The following is a 22,091-nucleotide window of genomic DNA, read 5'->3' as shown; positions in this document are numbered from 1 at the left end:
CTTTTGTAATTCTATTCTCTGTAAATATAATCAGAGATATTTTGGAGTGTTCCATAATGACATTTGCTCCACAGCTTAAAATACCTGCCACCTATATGCGCGGCGGTACCAGTAAAGGTGTATTTTTCCACCTGTTAGATCTACCTGAAAAAGCCCAGCAGCCAGGAAGTTATCGCGATAATCTGTTGCTGCGCATCATTGGCAGCCCGGATCCTTATCAAAAACACACGGATGGCATGGGGGGTGCAACCTCAAGCACCAGTAAAACAGTTATTTTGTCGAAATGCGAAAAAGCCGATTACGACGTGGACTATTTGTTCGGTCAGGTGGCTATTGATAAAGCCCACATCGACTGGAGCGGTAATTGTGGTAACCTCACTGCTGCTGTAGGTGCGTTTGCAATTAATAACGGTTTAGTTGAACCTGCGAGGATTCCTCGCAATGGCATTGCAGAAGTGCGTATCTGGCAGGTTAACATTCAAAAGGCCATCATCGCGCACGTACCTATAACTAACGGCGAGGTACAGGAAACGGGAGATTTCGAACTTGATGGGGTCACCTTCCCTGCCGCAGAAGTAAAGATTGAATTTATTGATCCCGCAGATGGTGAAGGCGCGTTATTTCCGACCGGCAATCAGGTCGATATATTCGATGTACCAGGAGTAGGCAGTGTAGAAGCTACCTTTATCAATGCTGGTATTCCGACTATTTTTGTGAATGCGGAAGCTATTGGCTATGCAGGAACGGAACTGCAGGATGACATTAACAGTGACGCTGCCGCGCTGGCCCGCTTCGAGACTATCCGCGCGCACGGCGCACTTAAAATGGGTCTTATTGACGATTTGGGCGAAGCGGCTACTCGTCAGCATACCCCCAAAATCGCGTTTGTCTGCCCAGCCACCTCGTATACTGCTTCCAGTGGTAAAGAAGTCCAAGCAGACGATATCGATTTGTGTGTACGCGCTCTTTCTATGGGTAAGTTACATCATGCCATGATGGGTACGGCAGCTGTGGCCATAGCTACCGCAGCTGTAATTCCTGGCACACTGGTTAACAAAGCGGCGGGCGGCAACGTGAGGGAGTCAGTAACCTTCGGCCATCCTTCTGGAACGTTACAAGTCGGCGCCGCCGCCCAAAAGGATGGCGATAACTGGCAAGTAGAAAAAGTTATCATGAGTCGCAGCGCACGTATCCTCATGGAAGGCTGGGTGCGCACGCCCCCCGTAGACGCCTAAAACGCCAGAAAATGGGAAAAGGGGTCGGAGTCATTTTGCAAAATGACTCCGACCCCTTTTTATCCTAAATTAACTGTTGCTCTCTTCGATCATTTTAGTAGACTAAAGTCTAACATCAGATAAGGACATCCGCCTGCTTGCATACGGGCCGAATAATAAAGTGCAGTGGTACACCCTGCCAACAACACACTGATGAGGAAAAGTTATGCAATCAATTTTGGTAGAAGACCCGTTTATTTCACGCGCAGCGTTGTTTAGCGCAAGACGTTTTGCTCTTGCAGGGTTGTTTTCTCCCTACTCTGGTCATGCATTTGTCAATCATCCTAGAGCAGTCGCAGACAAACTCTCTCAGTTACCTCATAGTAAAACCCTTTTAGCGTGTGCGTGGCTACATAGTCAGCTTTCACTTAAATTTACCGATATTGTTGAAATTGAAGAACAATTTGGACACGATATAGCAGAATTAATCACGCAAGTTGCTGCGCTAAATATACCTTTAACAGCTGACCTTGATGCATTATCGGATTTTGATATTGCCGGCGTGGAAAAGACATCGGCAGAACTTCAAACCCTGATCCTGGCAGAACTTTTTATCTTGGCAGAAACAATCGACGTTTATCAGCCTGCGCTTTTAAATGATTATCTGTATTGGTTCAACCTCGTTCTTGATGCATTGTGTCATGCGCACCCAGCCTTAATGTCTGAGGCAAGAGACTTTGTTGCTGCTTGCGTCGAGAACAATTTTACAGCCCATTAGTTGCGTAAAAGGCTACCTGAGCTTATCACTTTATATTTTAAAAAGTTTATAGGACGAGTAGATAGGATCGACTCCTTTTTTGCCTCAAAATTGGTATGGAACGATTTTTGCTCAACCTGCAATGGGCTTTTTGCGGCCTAACCTGTAGCAACTTTCAACTATCGTTTTACGTTTTACAGCAAACTGCATCGATTTGTAATCTTGTGCGAGTAGCCCCCTGGGCGCAGTGGGGATTAAACCGCATTATTGGCTCGCCGCGCGATGAAAAATAGTAACGTCCCCACCATAGCAAAGCCACCAAGCGCCTGCCATTGCGTCGCGTCGGTTTGAGTCGCCGCCCATAAACTGAGAGATAACGCGATCGGCGCTGCCACTATGATGGTTGTATTGAATGGAGCTAAGCCTGCTTGCTGTCGCAATTTTGGCAATGCGGCAATCGATGAGATATAAGCCAACAAACGCGCCAGCGTGCTCACAGCGGCCAGCGCCAAAAAGTCATCCCATAGGGAAAACAGGATCGCTACGACGCCAAAAAAGACGATTGAATTGGCAGGTGTTCCCCAGCGTGACACCTTACCGAACCAGGCGGGAAGCAATCCATCGTCGGCCAACGATGGGGGTATGCGACTTGCCGATGTATGACCAGCGGTAAGATTGGCAAGCACACTTAATACAATCGTGGCGGCGATTAATATAGCACCGATATCACCAGCATATTCCCCTGCCAGCGCAGTTAACGGCGCATCAGATCCGGTGCCTGCAATAACGCTGTGGCTGTATGCCCACTGCAATCCAAAATAAAGCAGGGTCACCGCGGCAAGACCAGCCATGAGTGCACGTGGCATGGCTTGTTGAGGGTTTTTCGTTTCTCCTGCCGGAATTGTGGCATTTTCGAACCCAACAAAGGCGTAGAGTGCTGCTAACGCAATGCCTTCTACCGCACTAAATTCAGGCAATTCGACCGGCCCCGAATGTGTTGCCGCGCCGATACCAATCACTGTCAGTAACAGCAGTGGCAACAACTTAAACACAGTCATCGCGCCCAACACGATGACCACCCGCCCAATGCCGATGACATTGATTATGGTGAGCCCACCCAGCACTAAGATGATTAAAATGACTTTTGCGAAGCCCTCTCCTAGCACTGGCCATAGCGCTGCAGCATAAGCTGCCATCACTAACACATTAGCACCCTGGCTAATGAGCCGCGCCGCATAAAAAGTCCAGCCAATAACAAATCCCGGATAAGCACCAAATGCGTCACCCACATAACGCTGCGGTCCGCCCGAACGGTCAGTTAACTTGGTCAATTCGATGAAACAAATGACAATAGCCATGACTGTCGTGCCACCGATCAGCAATAACCAGGGTGCAAAGGTGCCGACGGCACCATGAAGTGCTTCGGGGAGCCCAAATATGCCCGCGCCAATTAACCCATTAACCACAATGAATAACACGCCGAGTGTTCCCATATCGCGACGATATTTAGAGGTTTCGGTCGTCATTAAACTCCTTACGAACGAACAATAGAAAGTGAAGGCTACATTACGCAGGGGTAGACAAAAAAATTGCTACTGCTTTTGGATATTCTTAGGCGTATCGAACCTGCGTGGCTGTTTAATCTCAGCTTATAGTGGACTAGTTATATCACAGAATGTGTTAGAAAGGGTTAAAGGGCCATTTTCCCACAGTTATTTGTCATCACACGCAGTTATTCGTCATCCTCCGCACCGGCGGAGGATCTCCTTTCTCCCCACACAAAGTTAAAAGCAATAATCATCCCCACTACTCTCTTTGCAGATTCCCACTTTCGTGGGAATGACAAAATTAAACAACATCATCCTCCGCCCTCCCTCGTCATCCTCCGCGTCGGCGGAGGATCTCCTTTCTCTCCACGCAAAGTTAAAAGCAATAATCACCCCCACTACAGGGGCTTTGGAGATTCCCACCTGCGTGTAATGACAGGGGTTTTGAGGACGCCATTCTTTGACAATTCATCGAAATGACATAGCGACTCCTCGCCTACTCAAGCACTGGCGGATAAGAGGAGGGTGCTACTACCATGCCTAATACTTTTCTGTAGCCCCTTTACCTTGGCGGGTCCACTCTGTCCGTTACCGAGGAATTTACTCTAAACCAGCCGGCCACAGAATAACGGTCCCGCGCTGCCGGCAGTACCTCATGGGGAAAATCTTCGCTTAAAAATAGGGCAAGCGTGCCCATTAATGGCACGACACGTGTACCCACTTGGTCGTTTTCATCCCGATACAGCACCAGCTCACCGCCGTCGTCGATTGCCCAATTGGAGTTGAGATAGGTGACCAGCGATAACACCCGGTTAGTGTTACCTTTAAACGAATCCACATGTCGCTTGTAGAAAGCGCCGGGCGGGTAATGGGCGAAATGACTTTCAAACGAAAATAAACCAAGGAACAATCTTCGATTGAGATAGCTTTTTAGCTCACTAGCCCAATCCAGCCAAAGTTTACCGGCATCCGATTCGCCGGTGATCCAGCAAATTTCGTCGGTTCGGACAAAGCGATTATTAATCTGGTCTTCGCCGCGTCCGATGCCTGCCTCCCGGTATTTGGCACTGTTCAAACTCAATTGATGGGCTAATAACGCCTCAGCAATATTGGCTGGTAAAGCGCCAAGGCGAATACTATACCCCTGAGTTTCAATATCGTGCGCTATCTGTTCATATAATTGACTATGATCAGTTTGAGCAGGGAGATCGATGATGTTTGCGAGCATGTGTGACAAGCTAATTATCCCAATAAAAATTTAACCCCGTATTCGTTTTAGAGAAACGCTATTTTGCGCTCAGAAAACGGCGCATTGTATCTGAGGATTTTTAAAATGCGAATGTTTTTCATGCAACATTTTATGTTGTCCAAATAACCATTAAATGACCTCAATCCGCATCAATTTCGGCCCACTTTGCGCTGAGGTTGTTTAACTTTTGTGACGAGTAGTCGTCATAAGGTGGTGGCGGCGGAATCAAGAAAATCTAAGACTTTTTACGTTGAAAAGGCCCGAAACAAATCGGGCCTGTATTTAACGCATTATGGCATGCTGTACTCATACGATGCCTGAATGCCCAGTGGAATGCCTAGCGTCCAATAGAGAACCAGAAACAATGTCCAGACAACCAGGAAGCTCACTGAGAATGGCAACATCATTGACGTTAAGGTACCAATACCTGTGTTAGTCACATAGCGCTGACAAAAAACCACGACTAATGGGAAATATGGCATCAACGGGGTGATGATATTAGTGCTTGAATCACCGATACGATACGCGGCTTGCGCTAAATCGGGCGAAATACCTAATTGCATCAGCATGGGAATAAAGATGGGTGCTAATAATGCCCATTTAGCCGACGCGGAGCCCACAAACAGGTTGATCAATCCGGTCAGTAAAATTATCCCTGTAATGGTTATTCCCGCAGGAAGTTGCATTGCCTGTAAGAAATCTGCGCCCTGTACCGCTAACAAAATGCCTAAGTTGGATTGCCCGAACGCGTAAATAAATTGCGCAATACAAAACATGATGACGAGATAGTAGCCCATGCCCTGCATAGCTTTCGTCATGCCTTCGACAAATTGTTTGGAGGTTCTGATAGAACCGATGATCAGTCCATACACCAGACCAGGGATCATAAATAGAAGAAAGATTAACGGTACAATAGACTTCATCAACGGTGCTGAAAACGACGTTAACGAGCCGTCATTACCCCGCCAGGGTGAAGATTCAAATGAGGCGGTAACCACCAGAAAGATTATGCCTAAAACCACCGCCAGCAACGACCAGCGTAAAGCTTTTCGTTCGTTATCTTTCAGCGGCTCCATGGAGGGCAAATCAGACATATCGCCATCAATCGGGTTATTCTTTAGCTTGGGCTCGACCAATTTATCCGTAATAAACCATCCCAATAAGGTAACCACAATGGCAGAGGCAGCGGTAAAGTAATAATTATTTAGCGGATTAAGTATGATAGTAGGGTCGAGCAACTGTGCGCCAGCTTGTGAAATCCCCTGCAACATTGGATCCAGTGCCGAGGGAACAAAGTTTGCGGAAAAGCCACCGGAAACTCCCGCAAACGCGGCGGCAATCCCTGCTAATGGGTGACGGCCAGCAGCATAGAAAATCACGCCCCCTAATGGAATAACCAATACGTAACCTGCATCCACTGCAGAGTGACTCACAATACCAATGAGAATAATCATTGGTGTCAGCAACCACTTGGCGGTAACCGATAACAATGCACGTAAACCTGCATTAATAAAACCAGAATACTCTGCTATTCCTATTCCCAGCATAGCAACCAGCACAACCCCCACCGGATGGAAATGTGCAAAGTTGGTAACCATAGTAGACATTAACTGCGTTAACGCCTCACCAGAGAACTGGTTACTGATACGCAAAGGCTCGCCATTACGTGGATCGACTACGTCAAAATCGACCCCGGATAAGGCCCAGGAAAGTGCCCACACCGTGGCTAATAATATAATGAATAATACAGCTGGATCGGGAAGTTTATTTCCCCAGATTTCAACCTTGTTGAGAAGCCGCTGTACCGGCGATACGTTTGTTTGTTCCATAGAGAATGCTCTTTTTATTTTAGTTTTTACATCAATTTCCAAAGGAGGCGAATCACATCACTGTGTGGATGCTTTATTTGATTTCGCAGGTCACGCCTGTTGAAAACGACACATTTTTCAGCCGTTAAGTTACGTGAAAAAAAAGGAAATATACAGAATTAAGTTCATCAAAATTGTCTTCTAATTAAGCACAGAGGAGTCAGGAATGTTAAAACTCCCCTTCAAATTTGCCTTCATAGGGGTCATTCAATTCTCTACTCTGGTTAACCGGATATCGTTGTTGCGAACATTTCTGATGCACATTGTGATGAACATTAACAGGTACCAGATATAATCGAACGTTCCGCCTCCACCAGAAGCACTGGCAGGCGGTTTAGTTGGATTTTGATTACTAACGGCAGGGGGCGTGACCGGATCTTGAGTACCGCCAGTCTCATCACTATCGTCTGCATGGTTAGTCACTGTCACTCTTAACATTGCAGTATGACTGCTATGTCCATCACTTACCGTCACCCTGAATTGCATCGTTGAATCCTCTGTGACATCGGGGGCAATTAGTCTAAGCCTCGACGCGGTAGGGTTTTCCAGCGCCAGCTGCGGCCCTTCGAGCTGCTCCCACCTAAAACTCAACATATCTCCATCGGGGTCCGAACTTCCGTTTGCATCAAGGTGGAAACTCTGGCCTTCTTTCACCGTTGCTGGCCCATCAAGTTTTGCCGTGGGAGAACTACTGGCTATCGCAGCTACATACACAGGGTCCTCAACTTCACCATTTTGCACACCATCTGTATCGTTGGGCCCACCGTCTTCAATTGACAGCAACAAGCATTCAGCACCTTCCTGCAATCCAGAGGCGTACATGGTTGAACCAATGGAGGGACAGTTTCCGTCACTGTCCAGGTTAGACGAATATAAAGCGTTATGCTCGTCTTCGACGAAGTTATACCATCCGTCTGCGCGACTAAATTTACGCACGCCCATCCCTGCCGCAATGGGTTTATTGAGTGGAATAACAACATTTACCGTATCGCCATTAGTCACTAAACCTGAAACTTTAAAGTTAATAGGCTGTAAAGCTGCGTTTTCGTCCGTGGCCGTGTAATTTGGTATAGAAGAAACTGCCTCTGAAAATAATGATTCTATGCCAATAGTCGCATTCGCGGCATTGCTCCCAAAGTTTCTTATAACAACATTCCCTAGCGAGAAAGTTAAGCCTGACTCAGTAACGATATCCCGCTCTCCCGACGCCATTGGCAACCTGTTTGGAACATTATTGGAATCCAGATAATTGGGGATCCCATCTCGATCATCGTCAAATACACCCTCCTCGAAATCAGAGATACCATCATTATCGCTGTCCCCATGCCCTAAGGTGGGTAGAGAATCCCTCACCATAAGTTCAATGCTCGAAGTAGCTCCATATTTTTCAGCCGTATTTTTTTCAGCTATACTGAATTCGGCCTCCAGGAATGTATCTAACTCTAATGGATTCAGCTCAAATATCACTGAGTGAGACGTTGAGGAAATTTCATATATTTCTGTATTGGCTGAGCCATTTACTATCTGTATCTCATCGTTAACATTGATATCACTCCACTTCACTTCAAGTATTACATTCCCAGCCGATTTATCGATGGCGGTTACAGCCCCCCCATTTTGAAAAGCGGAAAGTTGCAGCCGAGGTGGGCGATTGTCATCAATGACTTCAATCTTCATCTTCGATGAAGAATAGTTGATATGCGTGTTATATACCCATAACAACTCCACCTCTATCTGTTCGCCAGGTAGAGATGTTGGTGGAATGGCGATGCGCTGTATGGATGTCTGCCCCTCATGAATCGAGTCGTAATAGTATTCACTGCTGCCATCGGGGTACGATATACGATAGTCAAATTCAACAGGATAAACAGGGGGCAATCCACTAAGGGCAAACATCATATCCACCTGTGCCCCTGCTTCAGCATGCATTTTACTACCCACTTGAATTGACGGATAAATAGACACTTCTACAGTTCGCCGAGCCACATTGCCGCTACTATCTTCTGCGATAACATTTACGGTATGAGTACCCGTTCTCAGTAGTGCGTCAGATTCAAACCTGACTTCTGTTACTCCATCCACAGCATCATAGGCGAACCCAGTCCAAACGTAATGAATCTCGACACTGCACAATCCAATATTCATATTTGCGGATTGGCAATGGGCTCATTATTGTTGCACTTCACTGAGAGGGGTCGAATTCAATCATCCACCATCTGCTCGTTTAACCATTCATTCAGTGACTTCATGTCATGGGGCACGGCCATGTGCAGTTCTTCGACCCAATCATGCACATTCTGCCACCACGCGGGGTGGTCGCCCTGTTGGATCTGGTTGGCAATCCGCTGAACTCTGGCTAGCCCAACCGAGCCCGCTGCGCCCTTAATTTTATGGGCCTGCGCGCATACTTCATCTTTTTCACTGGCGCTTAAGTTGGAAAGCAGGATATCCATATATTCGGGCATTTTATCCTGGAACACTTTCACGCTGGCGCGGATCATGTCCTCTCCAATGGTATCCACCAGCATTTGCAATAAATCCATATCAAGAATATTGTTAAGTGACTTCGTGGCATCACGCTTTGAATCACTGCTATCACTAATCCGCAAGGTCATTGGATCGGCAAACAGAGAATTAAATACTTCAATCACCCGGCTTTTCTTGATGGGCTTGGCAATAATGTCATCCATGCCGTTTTGCAAATACTCTTCGCGCTTCTTAATCACATTAGCTGTTAGCGCAACGATGGGTGTTTGCATTACTAAATCTTCTTCATGAAGGGTACTGGCGACATCAAACCCCGTCATATCGGGTAACTGAATATCTAACAGAATTAAGTCGTACTGATTTTTCCTAACTTTATCAATTGCTTCAGACCCGGTCATGGCAACATCCACCCGTTGGCCGAGTTTCTCTAATAAAGCTTTGGCCACCATTACATTCAGTTCAATATCTTCTACCAGTAAAATGTTAAGGTCGGTTACCTGTAACTTTTCAACCTGCATAGGCCGTTTAGATATGTGTAACGGCAACTCAATTTCAAACCGGGTACCTTTACCTACCTCACTGCTCACGCGAATTTCGCCTTTCATCAGTTCAACCATTTGTTTACAGATCGCTAAACCAATTCCTGTTCCAGTGGCAGACTGATGATCAGGGTGATCAACCTGATAATACATAGCAAAAATTTTATCCAATTCGTCTTCAGGGATACCGACACCCGTATCTTCGATCACGTACGTCACTACTGAAACGTCTTTGTCTGGCTTCGTTGCGGACACGGTCAGGCTAACCTGCCCTTTTTGGGTAAATTTCACTGCATTAAATAAAATGTTCCACAATATCTGCCGCAGTCGCGTACCGTCCACTTCCACCAATTGAGGTAATGGCTCTTTAATCGTAGTAATGAGATTGAGGGATTTATCGGCGGCCAACAATCGAATAATACTGCTTAGCTCTTCCGTAAAATCCTTTAAGGAAACGGTTTTTAAACTTAATTCAAGCTTGTCACGGTCCAGCTTATCCAGATCGATAATATCGTTGAAGATATTGCCTAAGGTAATTGCGCTGGCGTAAATTGTGCTCACCCAGCTAAATTGCTCTTCACTCAATTCGGTATCGCGCAGCATTCTGCTGAGGCCGACAATGCCATTTAAAGGGGTGCGCAGTTCATGACTGATCGTGGCAATAAATCGGGTCTTGTCCGTGCTGGCCTTCGCTGCCGCGTTCTCAGCAATTTTACGCTCAGTCATATCGCGGCCAAACGCCAGCAAGCCCAGTCTTTTACCATCCGCATCAAAAAAAGGAACTTTTCGCATTTCAAAATAACGCCGGCGACCATCGGCAAAGCGTAACCATAGCTCCTCGGTAATGCTGGCATTAGTTTCAAATACTTCATGATCGCTGGTCACCACCTGGCGCGCCAGATCTTCTTCATACACATCATGGGGGGTCAGACCCAGTAGTTCCTTTTCCGATTTACCGGTCATCATTTCAGCTACCCGATTACACCCGGCAAAGCGACCTTCTTCATTACGGTAATAAATTAAATCGGGAGACGCATCAATGATAGACCTTAATAACGTAGACAACCTGCGCGCCTGCTCTTCCTGTTCAGATTTATCCTGTATTTCTTTTTCTAAATCTTTAAACACCGCTTCTCGCTCTTCCTGAGCGGTCCGGCGTTGTTCAATTTCGTAATTCAACTGTCGAATGTTGTTTTGCAGTTCTCGGTTCAAAAAGACATCTTCTTCGCGCAGTTTTTCTAGCTGCGATACCACTTCTTTCAGGTTGGTACGGGAGGTTTCCAGTTGTTTAACCAACTCACTAAAAAAGAAAAGCACCCAGGGCGCAGAAAGCATGGTGAGAATAACCGCACTAATGAAATCATCTGGATCGACATCACTTCCGAGGCTCACTCTGATCATGTAAGAGCCTCCCAACGTCACCACCAAGGTAACTAATACAAATACAATACTCAGCTTTAATGTGCCAAAGCGCTGAACAAACTGAGCAAAGCGAATTGCCCATGAATCTTTTGGTGAATCTTGATGCATCTACAGTCTATCTAACAATATCCGGTGACATATCCTATCAGGTGTGAACTGGCTACGTCTAAACTTGGAGCGATTAATTAAGGGAAAACCCTAGCGGAAGGTTTAGAAAAGGGCAAATGTAAAATAATTGTGAATATTAAGGGCATAAATATTCACTGCAAGTGACATTTAGATACCACCAAAATTAGGATAATCATCCTAATTTTTCTTTTTCTCTTAATTTGCGCGCAGCCCCTAAAAACACACCAACCAATTGTTTTAGAATGACAATAAATTAATATGCCAAATTTCTCCTGTTACTACTTGCGTTACAGATTGATTTTATTTTCTAAAATAGCTATGTTGTACATCCGCAGACTAAAAATGAATAATAATGCGAACAGCAATTCATCTCTAAGAGGGCAACGACAGTGAGCGGCAAGGTTGAAAAGTAAGAAATAAGAAGTATGGCTGTTGTGTTAAAAATAAGGGAGTGAAGTGAGGAGATTCTTTCAATCGTTCCTGAAAGAATGATATGCCACTCTCTACTTTCAGTCTTGTTCACCCCTGATAAATTAAAATTGCCAACACCTTGCACCGCGCGGTTATAAACGACGCTATGCAGCGTTGTACCCCACCTATGCATGGTTGAAGGAGTAGATAATGAGTTTATACAATCCCAATGACTCTCGGGACAATTGCGGTTTCGGGTTAATCGCCCATATCAAGGGTGACGCCAGCCATGAATTGGTCACAACCGCAATTCATGGGTTAGATAGGATGCAACACCGTGGCGGTATTGCAGCCGATGGCAAAACCGGTGACGGTTGCGGCTTGCTGATGCAAAAGCCGGAGGCGTTTTTTCAGGCTATCGCACAGGAGAATGGCTGGAAACTAAGTAAAAAGTATGGTGTAGGGATGATTTTTCTCAGCCAGGATGAGGAAAAAGCCAATGCTGCACGCGACATTCTTAACGAAGAGCTAGAAAAAGAAACCTTAGGCGTTGTTGGCTGGCGCAAAGTCCCTGTTAACCATCAGGTGTTGGGTGAACTAGCCTTAACTGGCGTTCCTCAAATCGAACAGATATTCGTCAACGCGCCGCCTGGTTGGCGTAAGAAGGACTTGGAACGCCGTTTATATATGATCAGAAGGCGCACAGAAAAGCGTCTTGAAGCAGACGAGGACTTTTATATTGCCTGCCTTTCAGGGCTGGTCACCGTATATAAAGGTTTAGTGATGCCAAAAGATCTCCCTGCATTCTATTCTGATCTTGCAGATGAACGCATGCAGAGTGCGATTTGCGTGTTCCACCAGCGTTTCTCTACTAACACGTTACCCCGTTGGCCTTTAGCACAACCCTTCCGATTTCTCGCCCACAATGGTGAAATTAATACTATTAAAGGCAATCGGGACTGGGCAATGGCTCGCACAGGTAAATTTGCGACGCCTTTGATCCCCGATTTAAAAGATGCCGCCCCTTTTGTGAATACCCAAGGCTCTGACTCATCCTCACTGGATAATATGCTGGAACTCTTTCTGGCAGGGGGTATGGACTTGTTTCGCGCGATGCGCTTATTAGTTCCCCCCGCGTATCAAAACAACCAGACCATGGACGCCGATCTCCGTGCTTTTTATGAATTCAATTCTATGCACATGGAACCTTGGGATGGGCCTGCGGGAATTGTCTTAACCAATGGCCGCCACGTTGCCTGCAACCTTGATCGCAACGGCTTACGGCCTGCCCGTTACGTGATTACCGACAATGGATTTATCACCTTGGCATCGGAAATTGGGATTTGGGATTACTCCCAGCACAATGTCGTAGAGAAAGGCCGTGTGGGTCCTGGTGAAATGTTGGCCGTTGACACCTACACAGGCAAAATTTGGCGCTCCAATGAGATTGATGACGATTTGAAAGATCGCCACCCCTACGCTGAATGGCTGCAAAAACATATTCGCCGTTTAACGCCCATTGAACAGATGGATGCTTCCGCTATCGGGAAACGTGTATTTGATGATGACATGATGGCGGTGTATCACAAACTGTTTAATTACAGTTACGAAGAAATACAACAAATAATTAAAGTGTTGGCTAAAGATGGTCAGGAAGCGGTGGGGTCGATGGGCGACGATACCCCCATGGCCGTATTGTCATCAAAGCATCGTACATTATTTGATTACTTCCGTCAGCAGTTTGCCCAAGTAACCAATCCCCCTATTGACCCTCTCCGAGAAAGTCATGTGATGTCTCTGGCCACCTGTATAGGACGCGAGCAGAACGTGTTCAATGAGACATCCGGCTACGCAGATAGAGTGTTGTTTAACTCACCTGTTTTGATGTACACCGACTTAAAACAACTCAGAGAGTTTAATCCGGAACATTATTATTCGGAAAAGGTGGAGTTGCACTATTGCGCAGAAGAAGGATTAAAAAAAGCTATCGAACGGATATGCAACGAAGTTGAATATCTGGTGAAGCAAAAACGCGCAGCGTTTGTGGTGTTATCAGATCGACACATTAAAAAAGGTACCCTGCCTATCCCCGTTGCCATGGCAGTAGGTGCCGTACAGCGCCGCTTGATCGATAAGGCGCTTCGATGTGATGCCAATGTTGTGGTAGAAACTGCCGCTGTGCGCGATCCGCATCACTTCGCAGTGTTAATTGGTTTGGGTGCCACGGCCATATACCCGTTCCTGGCATATGAAACCATTGAACAGTTATGCGAAAAGGGCGAGCTGGATATTCCGGTCATGCAAGCTACGTTGAACTATCGTCAGGGCATCAACAAAGGCTTGTATAAGATCATGTCTAAAATGGGCATCAGCACGGTGGCCAGTTATCGGAGTGCCAAACTATTTGAAGCGGTAGGAATCAATCATGAGGTAATGCAGTTATGTTTCGCTGGTATTCCTTCCCGCATTCAGGGTGCAGGATTTGAAGATTTTGAGCAAGATCAGCTCAACCTCTCACGAATCGCATGGCTCAAACGTAAGCCTATGTCACATGGCGGTTTACTGAAGTACGTTCATGACGGTGAGTATCATGCGTACAATCCGGATGTGGTTACCTCTTTGCAAAAAGCAGTGGTAAGTGGCAATTACGACGACTACAAAGTTTTTTCACGATTGGTCAACGAACGCTCACCCGCTCATTTAAGAGATTTGCTACAAATAGGTTCCGCCAATGCGCCCATTGACATCAAGGAAGTAGAAACAGCGGAAAATTTGTACTCTCGTTTTGATACCGCCGCAATGTCTATTGGAGCATTGAGTCCAGAGGCTCACGAAGCATTAGCCATTGCGATGAACAGATTAGGCGGCCAGTCTAACTCAGGGGAAGGGGGTGAACATCCCTCACGCTTTGGAACTGAGAAAAACTCTAAGATCAAACAAGTGGCTTCTGGCCGCTTTGGTGTAACCCCCCATTATCTTATCAATGCGAATGTCATCCAGATCAAAGTTGCGCAGGGTGCCAAGCCTGGCGAGGGCGGGCAACTTCCTGGTGATAAGGTTAACAAGTACATTGCCCAGTTACGTTTTTCCGTACCGGGTGTGACCTTAATTTCTCCGCCTCCCCATCACGACATTTATTCAATTGAGGATTTAGCACAGCTGATTTTTGACTTAAAGCAGGTCAACCCCACTGCATTAATTTCAGTTAAATTGGTGTCAGAGCCTGGTGTAGGCACTATCGCCACAGGCGTAGCGAAAGCCTATGCCGATTTTATTACTATCTCCGGTTATGATGGTGGCACCGGCGCAAGTCCGTTGACCTCCGTAAAGTATGCGGGTAGCCCTTTTGAGCTTGGCTTAGCTGAAACGCAACAAGCATTGGTCGAAAACGGTCTGCGCCATAAGGTGCGTGTGCAAACGGATGGAGGACTCAAAACCGGACTCGATGTCATTAAAGCAGCGATGCTGGGCGCTGAAAGCTTCGGATTTGGCACCGGACCTATGGTTGCGCTTGGCTGCAAGTATCTACGCATTTGTCACTTAAATAATTGTGCGACAGGCGTGGCCACTCAGGATCAAAAGTTGCGCGATGATTACTTTATTGGCTTACCTGAAATGGTGATGAATTACTTTAAATTTATCGCGCAGGAAGTCCGGGAAATAATGGCCGAATTGGGTATTCGCCACTTCGACGAATTGGTTGGTCGAACTGAGCTTCTTAAACCTAAACAAGGGTTTACCGCCAAACAAAATAAATTGGATCTCTCGCCTCTACTGGCTACGCCCAAAGCGGGGGAACATACCAGACTCTTTTGTTCAGAAATTGCCAATTTGCCCATGGATAAAGGTGAGCTCAATGCCCGCTTATTGGACCAGGCACGCAGCGCAGTGGTAACCACTTCAGGCAAACATCTTAGCTACACCATTCGGAATACCGACCGCTCGGTGGGTGCCATGCTTTCAGGTTTCATAGCTCGTCATCATGGCAATCATGGAATGGAGGATCAGCCAGTGAGCGTTCGATTTACTGGCACAGCCGGACAAAGTTTTGGAGTATGGAACGCTGGTGGGCTGCATATGCGGCTTGAAGGCGATGCGAATGATTACGTTGGAAAAGGAATGACGGGTGGCAAACTGGTTATTTATCCCCCTGCCAAGGTTAAATTTGATACACATAACAGCACGATTATGGGTAATACCTGCCTCTATGGCGCAACCGGCGGCAAACTGTTTGCTGCAGGCCGTGCAGGGGAACGTTTTGGCGTCCGCAACTCTGGGGCCATCGCCGTCGTGGAGGGGATTGGTGATAACGGGTGCGAGTATATGACAGGGGGCATCGTGGCCGTACTGGGGAATATTGGTGTGAATTTCGGCGCCGGGATGACAGGGGGTTTCGCGTATCTCTATGACAACGAACAAAACCTGGAACATCGCATCAATACCGGGCTTGTCGAAGTCCTTTCTATTGCAGACAAAGTCATTCTGGCTGAACATCTGCGCGGTCTTATTAATCAGCATTATGAAGAAACGGGCAGCGAGTTCGCATTATCACTTTTAACTAATTTCGCTGAATCACTGAAAAAATTTAAATTGGTCAAACCTAAAACCAGTGATGTGAAAAACCTGCTAGGCCACATTAGTCGCTCTAGTGCAGAGCTACGAGTTGAGGCGCAGTAACAGGAGGCTTTATGGCAAAAAATGTTTATCAGTTTGTGGATGTTGAACGAATCGATCCACCGAAAAAGCCCATCACAATCAGAAAGTCAGAGTTTGGTGAAATTTATCAGCCACTGAGCCAATCGCAAACTGAGGGCCAGGCTGACAGGTGTTTAGATTGTGGCAACCCATATTGCGAATGGAAATGCCCAGTACATAACTATATTCCTCAGTGGCTGCATCTGGCCAACGAGGGACGCATACTTGAAGCTGCGGAGTTGTCCCATAAAACCAATAGTCTGCCCGAAGTGTGCGGGCGCGTCTGTCCCCAAGACCGGTTATGCGAAGGCGCATGTACCCTGAATGATGATTTTGGCGCCGTCACCATCGGTAGCATTGAAAAATACATCACCGATACGGCGTTCAAAATGGGCTGGCGGCCTGATATGTCTGATGTGGAATGGACGGACCGAAAAGTAGCGATTGTGGGAGCAGGTCCTGCAGGCCTGGCCTGCGCCGACATCCTGGTACGTAACGGGGTGAAACCTGTGGTGTTCGATCGTTATGAAGAAATCGGCGGGTTGCTAACTTTCGGCATTCCATCATTCAAACTCGAAAAAGAGGTGATCAAACTGCGTCGTGAAATTTTCACCGAAATGGGGGTAGAATTCAGACTCAACACTGAGATTGGCAAAGATCTTCCCTTCCAGACCCTGTTGGATAAGTACGATGCTGTATTTTTAGGAATGGGTACCTATACCGCCATGCAGGGCGGGTTTGAAAATGAAAAGGCCGCTGGCGTGGTCGATGCCCTGCCCTTTTTAATTGCTAATACAAATCGTGTGATGGGCATTGAAAAAGATCCTACTGATTTTATCGATATGAAAGGTAAAAAAGTGGTGGTTCTTGGCGGAGGGGATACCACCATGGATTGTGTACGCACTTCGATACGACAAGGGGCCGAACAGGTTATTTGCGCGTATCGCCGCGACGAAGATAGTATGCCAGGTTCAAGAAGGGAGGTGGTCAATGCGCGGGAAGAGGGCGTTGAGTTTATGTTCAATTTGCAGCCACTGGATATTGTGACTGATGAGCAGGGTAAAGCCACCGGCATAAAGTTTGTTAAAACCACCATGGGCCCCGCTGATGTGCATGGTCGCCGTCGTCCTGTAGAAATCGCGGATTCTGAGCATGTGATTGAGGCAGATGCTGTGATTATTGCCTTTGGTTTTCAACCGAGTCCCGCTGGCTGGTTTGGCGAATACGGTATCATTTTGGATGAAAAAGGTCGCGTGCGCGCCCCTGCAAACGGCAAATTTGCCTATCAAACGTCAAATCCGCAGATCTTTGCGGGCGGAGATATGGTCCGAGGCAGTGACCTGGTAGTGACAGCTATTGATGAGGGACGCAAAGCAGCAAACGGAATTTTAGACTACCTCCAGATTTAATCCTAATAGCTATCCGCTTTGCCGGGTGATGAGCCTATACTTTACCGTCCGTTTTCATACCTATACGCGCGGTAAAGTCATTGCTCCAGAAAAGTAGAGGCACTATAGTAAATAAACGAAAGAGCAGTATTCAATCGGGACAATGATGAATCTAATAGTTCAAACGGGTTTAGTGGCGCTGGGTATAGCGTTTTCTCACTCAATATTTGCAGCCAACAGTTCTTCTACTCAACCGGATATCAAAGTCTGCCCTGATTCCTTTTTTTCGGTGACCCTGCCGACCAATGCAAAACAATGCCAGGTGTTTGATACCGACAAGCCTGCTTCATTAATTTTTTTCTCACCAGCGAATAAAGACGCAATGATTCAACATTTTCAGTCATCAACTCCCGCCCTGAAAGTGACCTCTTCATTTAACGATTACACCTTGCTAACGGGGGAAGACGATGCGGTTCGTATCGTTGTTTCGTCTGATGGAAAGGGTTCCCAGGTTGATGTATTGATTCTACAAACTGCTGTAGTGGCCGATAATTCGTAACCGTCACTGCATTGCTATCTAGACTATCTGAGTTCTATTTCAAACGTTGCCAATGGCTGCAGGGAATAGAAACCTACTTATCATAAGAGAAAAGCCTATTACCTGCGAGAAGGGTACACAGTTCGCGTGGTTTGATTTTTCCGATATGGACCAAGTGCTTAAGAAATGCTTCGCCTTATTTCTATAATTTACTGCATAAAATGACATAACTATTCATCGATAAAGTTGGCTTGCGCGCTTGTAACCGCCCATTTCCTCTAGTATAACGGGCTATCTTTGATAAAAGACGAATCTCAACACCTGTTTCTCGTCATGACACGATGAAAGTCTGAACAGATTAATGAGATCACTGATAAAAATATCACAACAACAATATTTCTACGGAACAAGACGTAAATAATGAAAAATTCTAACGACACCAGCTTTTTTGGGCACCCCGGGGGGCTCCAAACTTTATTCTTTACCGAGATGTGGGAACGAATGAGTTACTATGGGATGCGCGCCCTGCTCGTTCTTTTCATGACAGCCAGTTTACAAGAAGAAGGTCTGGCATTTACCGTTGCCACCGCTACGGCCATCTATGGTTTATATACCGGAGCGGTTTATTTCATGGGCTTGCCCGGCGGTTGGATTGCTGACCGCTTAATCGGGGGGCAGAAAGCGGTATGGTATGGCGGCTTCATTATCATGACCGGCCATATTGTTCTGGCTATTCCGGCTAAAGCGTCCTTTTTTATTGGCTTGATCCTGGTTGTACTTGGCACAGGTTTACTTAAACCCAATATCGGTGCAATCGTCGGTCAATTGTATTCCAGCGAAGATACCCGCCGTGACAGTGGTTACACCATTTACTATATGGGTATCAACATCGGCTCGGTTATAGGGTATTTAGTATGTGGTTGGCTTCAGGTTAATCAGGGGTACCATTGGGCATTTGGTGCTGCAGCGGTTGGTATGGCAATTGGTTTAATTCAGTATCGAATGACCCAGCACAAACTTCAGGGAGAGTCGAGTGAGCCAACGGTTACGATATCTCCTACCGCTAGAAAATTAAGTTGGACAGCGATAATTACTTTTCTGGTGGCGCTTGCAGCGACAACTTTTCTTGTCATGCAAGGTACAGTGCAAATCAATCCGGTTACATTGGCGGAAAAAGTAGCGGTCATATTTACCGTCACTTTCCTACTGTATTTTGGGGGAATTTTCTTTTTCGGGGAACTTTCGTCTGCTGAAAAAAGACGAATGGGTGCCCTGTTTCTAATTTGTGTGGCTTCCGCATGTTTTTGGGCAGGCTTTGAGCAGGCAGGTTCTTCATTAAACCTGTTTGGTCGTGACTATACGGACAGAATGATCGGGGCGTTTGAAATTCCAGCAGCCTGGTTCCAGTCTGCCAACTCCTTTTTTATTATCTTGCTCTCACCTTTCTTTGCCGCTTTATGGATTAACCTTGGCAAACGCATGTTAGACCCTTCCTATGGTGCAAAATGCGCGATCGGTCTGATTATCATGGCCAGTGGTTTTATCGTCATGTTTTTTGCCGCGCAAATAGCCGCGAGTGGCTTAAAGGTGGCGCCTTATTGGTTGGTTATGACGTATTTCTTACACACAGTTGGTGAGCTATGTCTAAGTCCTGTAGCGCTAAGTGCGGTGAGTAAATTATCTCCAAAGCGATTTGCTGGGCAGATGATGGGGGTGTTTGTATTAACTTACTCGATTGGTAACGTCATCGCTGGATTATTGGCCGGTAACTTTAACCCAGAACGCCTAGATCAAATGCCTAATCTATTCATCCAAATAAGCTTGTTTAGTATTGCAATCGGCATTGTAGTGCTGCTACTGACGTTGAAAACACGTAAGTGGGAAAAGCTGGCGGAAAAAGATCATCTGGCGGAGCCCCACCCCGTTCCGCAGCAGGGCTAAAAGACATAGATCCTATTAGGTAAATAATCCATATAAACCGCTGAGTATGAAAATGCCTCAGCGGTTTTTTTTAAGAGGTAAAAATGGCATTTTATTTTTCAACAAAACACATTCCAGACTTGCAAGGTTTGACGCTGACAGAAAGAATGAAACGGCTTGAAGACGCAGCCAAATCGCTGTCTGTTCCAGAAAAAATGTTGTTGAATATATTGAAGTTGCTCATCATTTGTCCTGTGTTCGCGCTGCTATTAAAGATAGCGCAGGATTGGACCGCATTACTCTGGGCAGTCGCCATCATTTTGCTTTATCCACTATTGGTAAAGCCTATACAGTATTCATTAAGTGCTAAGTATTTAACCACCAACCCCAATTCCAAGGAGTCATAATGAAGTCGGTACTAGTTACTGGGGGAGCAGGATATATCGGTAGTCACACAACGCTACAATTACTTGAGCAAGGCTATTCGGTCGTTGTATTAGACAATCTTACTAATTCTAGCGTTGAGTCATTACGTCGTGTTGAAGAAATAACGGGTAAATCAGTCACCTTTATTGAAGGCGACATTCGCGATGAATCTGTACTTGAAAGGATTTTTAGTGAATACGACATAGGTTATGTTATTCATTTTGCTGGGCTGAAAGCCGTAGGTGAATCAGTAGAAAAACCCATGCAATACTATGAAAACAATGTTTATGGCACCCTTACCCTGTGTCGTGTGATGCAAGAGCATCAGGTTAAAAACATCGTGTTTAGTTCTTCCGCTACCGTGTATGGCGACCCGGTTTCACTGCCATTAAGAGAAAGCATGTCAACCGGCCATCCTACCAATCCTTATGGTATGTCAAAGCTGATGGTCGAGCACATACTGGCAGACATCTATAATTCCGATACCGCGTGGAACATTGTTCTTCTTCGTTACTTTAACCCCGTGGGTGCACACCCATCTGGCAAAATAGGAGAAGACCCGAATGGCATACCAAACAATCTGATGCCCTATATTTCTCAGGTTGCCACTGGGAAATTAAAAGAATTGAGTGTATTCGGAGACGATTACGACACTGCAGACGGCACTGGGGTTAGAGACTACATTCACGTTGAAGATTTGGCTAATGGACACTTAAAAGCACTAGACCGTTTGAACCTTAATATGGGGTTAGACATTTATAATTTGGGTACGGGTCAGGGCTATTCCGTTTTAGAAATGATTAGGGCATTTGAAACGGCGTCGGGTAAAAAGGTTCCCTATAAGATTGCACCAAGAAGAAGTGGCGATGTGGCTGCTTGCTACGCTGACCCTACTCTCGCAGCCAAAGAATTGAATTGGCATGCAGAAAAGGGACTGGATGAAATGTGTGCAGATATCTGGCGTTGGCAATCTAATAATCCCGAGGGATATACCCGATAACTACTAAAATTTGGTGTCAGAGAAAACGAAGTATAAAACCTTTTGGTTCCGCTTCGTTTCCTTTTGACCCGCTTTTAGGCAATTAAAAAGCCAGCACCGCGACAATAGTTTAAATTAGCTATTGAGTGGTGTTATTAAAGTACGGCAGTGTCCACACACCAGAGTAAATCTCGACGAAACTTTGCCGTTCCTACGCTGGAAATTATCTCGACAATATCTATTCTCTTGTCCATACCTAGTTACGTCCATACCTAGTCACTTCCAAAGCTAGTCACTTCCATAGCTAGTCACTCTCCATATACCTCGTCACTCCCACGAAGGTGGGAGTCTCCAAATCAAGCTGTATTACTCGGATAACATATCGGCTGAACACCGGATGCGCACGAGAGAGATCCTCCGCCGCCGCGGAGGATGACGGGTGAATGCCACCTCGTCACTCCCACGAAGGTGGGAGTCTCCCAAACACGCTGCGTTAGTCGAATAATGCATCGGCTGAACACC

General features: G+C 46.2%; 13 protein-coding genes. 8 read left to right on the top strand and 5 right to left on the bottom strand.

Features of this window, described 5'->3' with window-relative positions; all coding sequences use genetic code 11:
- Positions 1–56: 56 nt before the first annotated feature.
- The gene (gene prpF / locus OPS25_RS00500; RefSeq protein ID WP_265615683.1) at positions 57–1,235 is read left to right on the top strand and encodes a 2-methylaconitate cis-trans isomerase PrpF; all 1,179 of its coding nucleotides are present in this window, start codon (positions 57–59) and stop codon (positions 1,233–1,235) included.
- 205 nt (positions 1,236–1,440) lie between these two features.
- Positions 1,441–1,992 (top strand): hypothetical protein, encoded by a 552-nt coding sequence (locus tag OPS25_RS00495; protein WP_265615682.1) that lies wholly within the window; start codon positions 1,441–1,443, stop codon positions 1,990–1,992.
- 233 nt (positions 1,993–2,225) lie between these two features.
- On the opposite strand, the gene OPS25_RS00490 is transcribed toward OPS25_RS00495, so the two are convergent.
- The 5 genes from OPS25_RS00490 to arcB form a co-directional block, all read right to left on the bottom strand.
- Complete coding sequence (locus OPS25_RS00490) at positions 2,226–3,497, bottom strand: APC family permease (protein WP_265615681.1); 1,272 nt, start codon at positions 3,495–3,497, stop codon at positions 2,226–2,228.
- 583 nt (positions 3,498–4,080) lie between these two features.
- Entirely contained in the window at positions 4,081–4,746 is a 666-nt protein-coding gene (locus OPS25_RS00485) for a 2OG-Fe(II) oxygenase (RefSeq protein WP_265616130.1), read from the bottom strand.
- A gap of 311 nt (positions 4,747–5,057) precedes the next feature.
- Positions 5,058–6,596 carry an AbgT family transporter gene (locus tag OPS25_RS00480; RefSeq protein WP_265615680.1) on the bottom strand — a complete coding sequence of 513 codons (1,539 nt, stop codon included), beginning with the start codon at positions 6,594–6,596 and terminating at the stop codon, positions 5,058–5,060.
- 246 nt (positions 6,597–6,842) lie between these two features.
- A complete protein-coding gene (locus OPS25_RS00475) occupies positions 6,843–8,780 on the bottom strand; it encodes a thrombospondin type 3 repeat-containing protein (RefSeq protein WP_265615679.1) in 1,938 nt (645 codons plus the stop codon).
- Positions 8,781–8,836: 56 nt separating this feature from the next.
- Positions 8,837–11,191: an aerobic respiration two-component sensor histidine kinase ArcB gene (gene arcB / locus OPS25_RS00470; protein WP_265615678.1), complete on the bottom strand. Its 2,355-nt coding sequence runs from the start codon at positions 11,189–11,191 to the stop codon at positions 8,837–8,839.
- 642 nt (positions 11,192–11,833) lie between these two features.
- Here arcB and gltB point away from each other — a divergent pair.
- From gltB to galE, 6 genes are all read left to right on the top strand, one after another.
- The gene (gene gltB, locus OPS25_RS00465; protein ID WP_265615677.1) at positions 11,834–16,300 is read left to right on the top strand and encodes a glutamate synthase large subunit; all 4,467 of its coding nucleotides are present in this window, start codon (positions 11,834–11,836) and stop codon (positions 16,298–16,300) included.
- 11 nt (positions 16,301–16,311) lie between these two features.
- Positions 16,312–17,727, top strand: coding sequence for an FAD-dependent oxidoreductase (locus tag OPS25_RS00460; RefSeq protein ID WP_265615676.1), 1,416 nt, complete (start codon positions 16,312–16,314; stop codon positions 17,725–17,727).
- Between the two features lie 145 nt (positions 17,728–17,872).
- Positions 17,873–18,265, top strand: a complete 393-nt coding sequence (locus OPS25_RS00455; RefSeq protein ID WP_265615675.1) for a hypothetical protein — start codon at positions 17,873–17,875, stop codon at positions 18,263–18,265.
- A gap of 399 nt (positions 18,266–18,664) precedes the next feature.
- The gene (locus tag OPS25_RS00450) at positions 18,665–20,185 is read left to right on the top strand and encodes a peptide MFS transporter (protein ID WP_265615674.1); all 1,521 of its coding nucleotides are present in this window, start codon (positions 18,665–18,667) and stop codon (positions 20,183–20,185) included.
- Positions 20,186–20,268: 83 nt separating this feature from the next.
- The gene (locus tag OPS25_RS00445; RefSeq protein ID WP_265615673.1) at positions 20,269–20,571 is read left to right on the top strand and encodes a DUF6170 family protein; all 303 of its coding nucleotides are present in this window, start codon (positions 20,269–20,271) and stop codon (positions 20,569–20,571) included.
- Positions 20,571–21,590 (top strand): UDP-glucose 4-epimerase GalE, encoded by a 1,020-nt coding sequence (gene galE, locus OPS25_RS00440; protein WP_265615672.1) that lies wholly within the window; start codon positions 20,571–20,573, stop codon positions 21,588–21,590. Before OPS25_RS00445 ends, galE begins: the two co-directional genes overlap by 1 nt.
- Positions 21,591–22,091 lie beyond the last annotated feature (501 nt).

It is taken from the genome of Alteromonas aquimaris, assembly GCF_026183695.1.
Lineage (GTDB): Bacteria > Pseudomonadota > Gammaproteobacteria > Enterobacterales > Alteromonadaceae > Alteromonas > Alteromonas aquimaris.
This window is presented reverse-complemented; position numbering and strand designations above follow the sequence as displayed.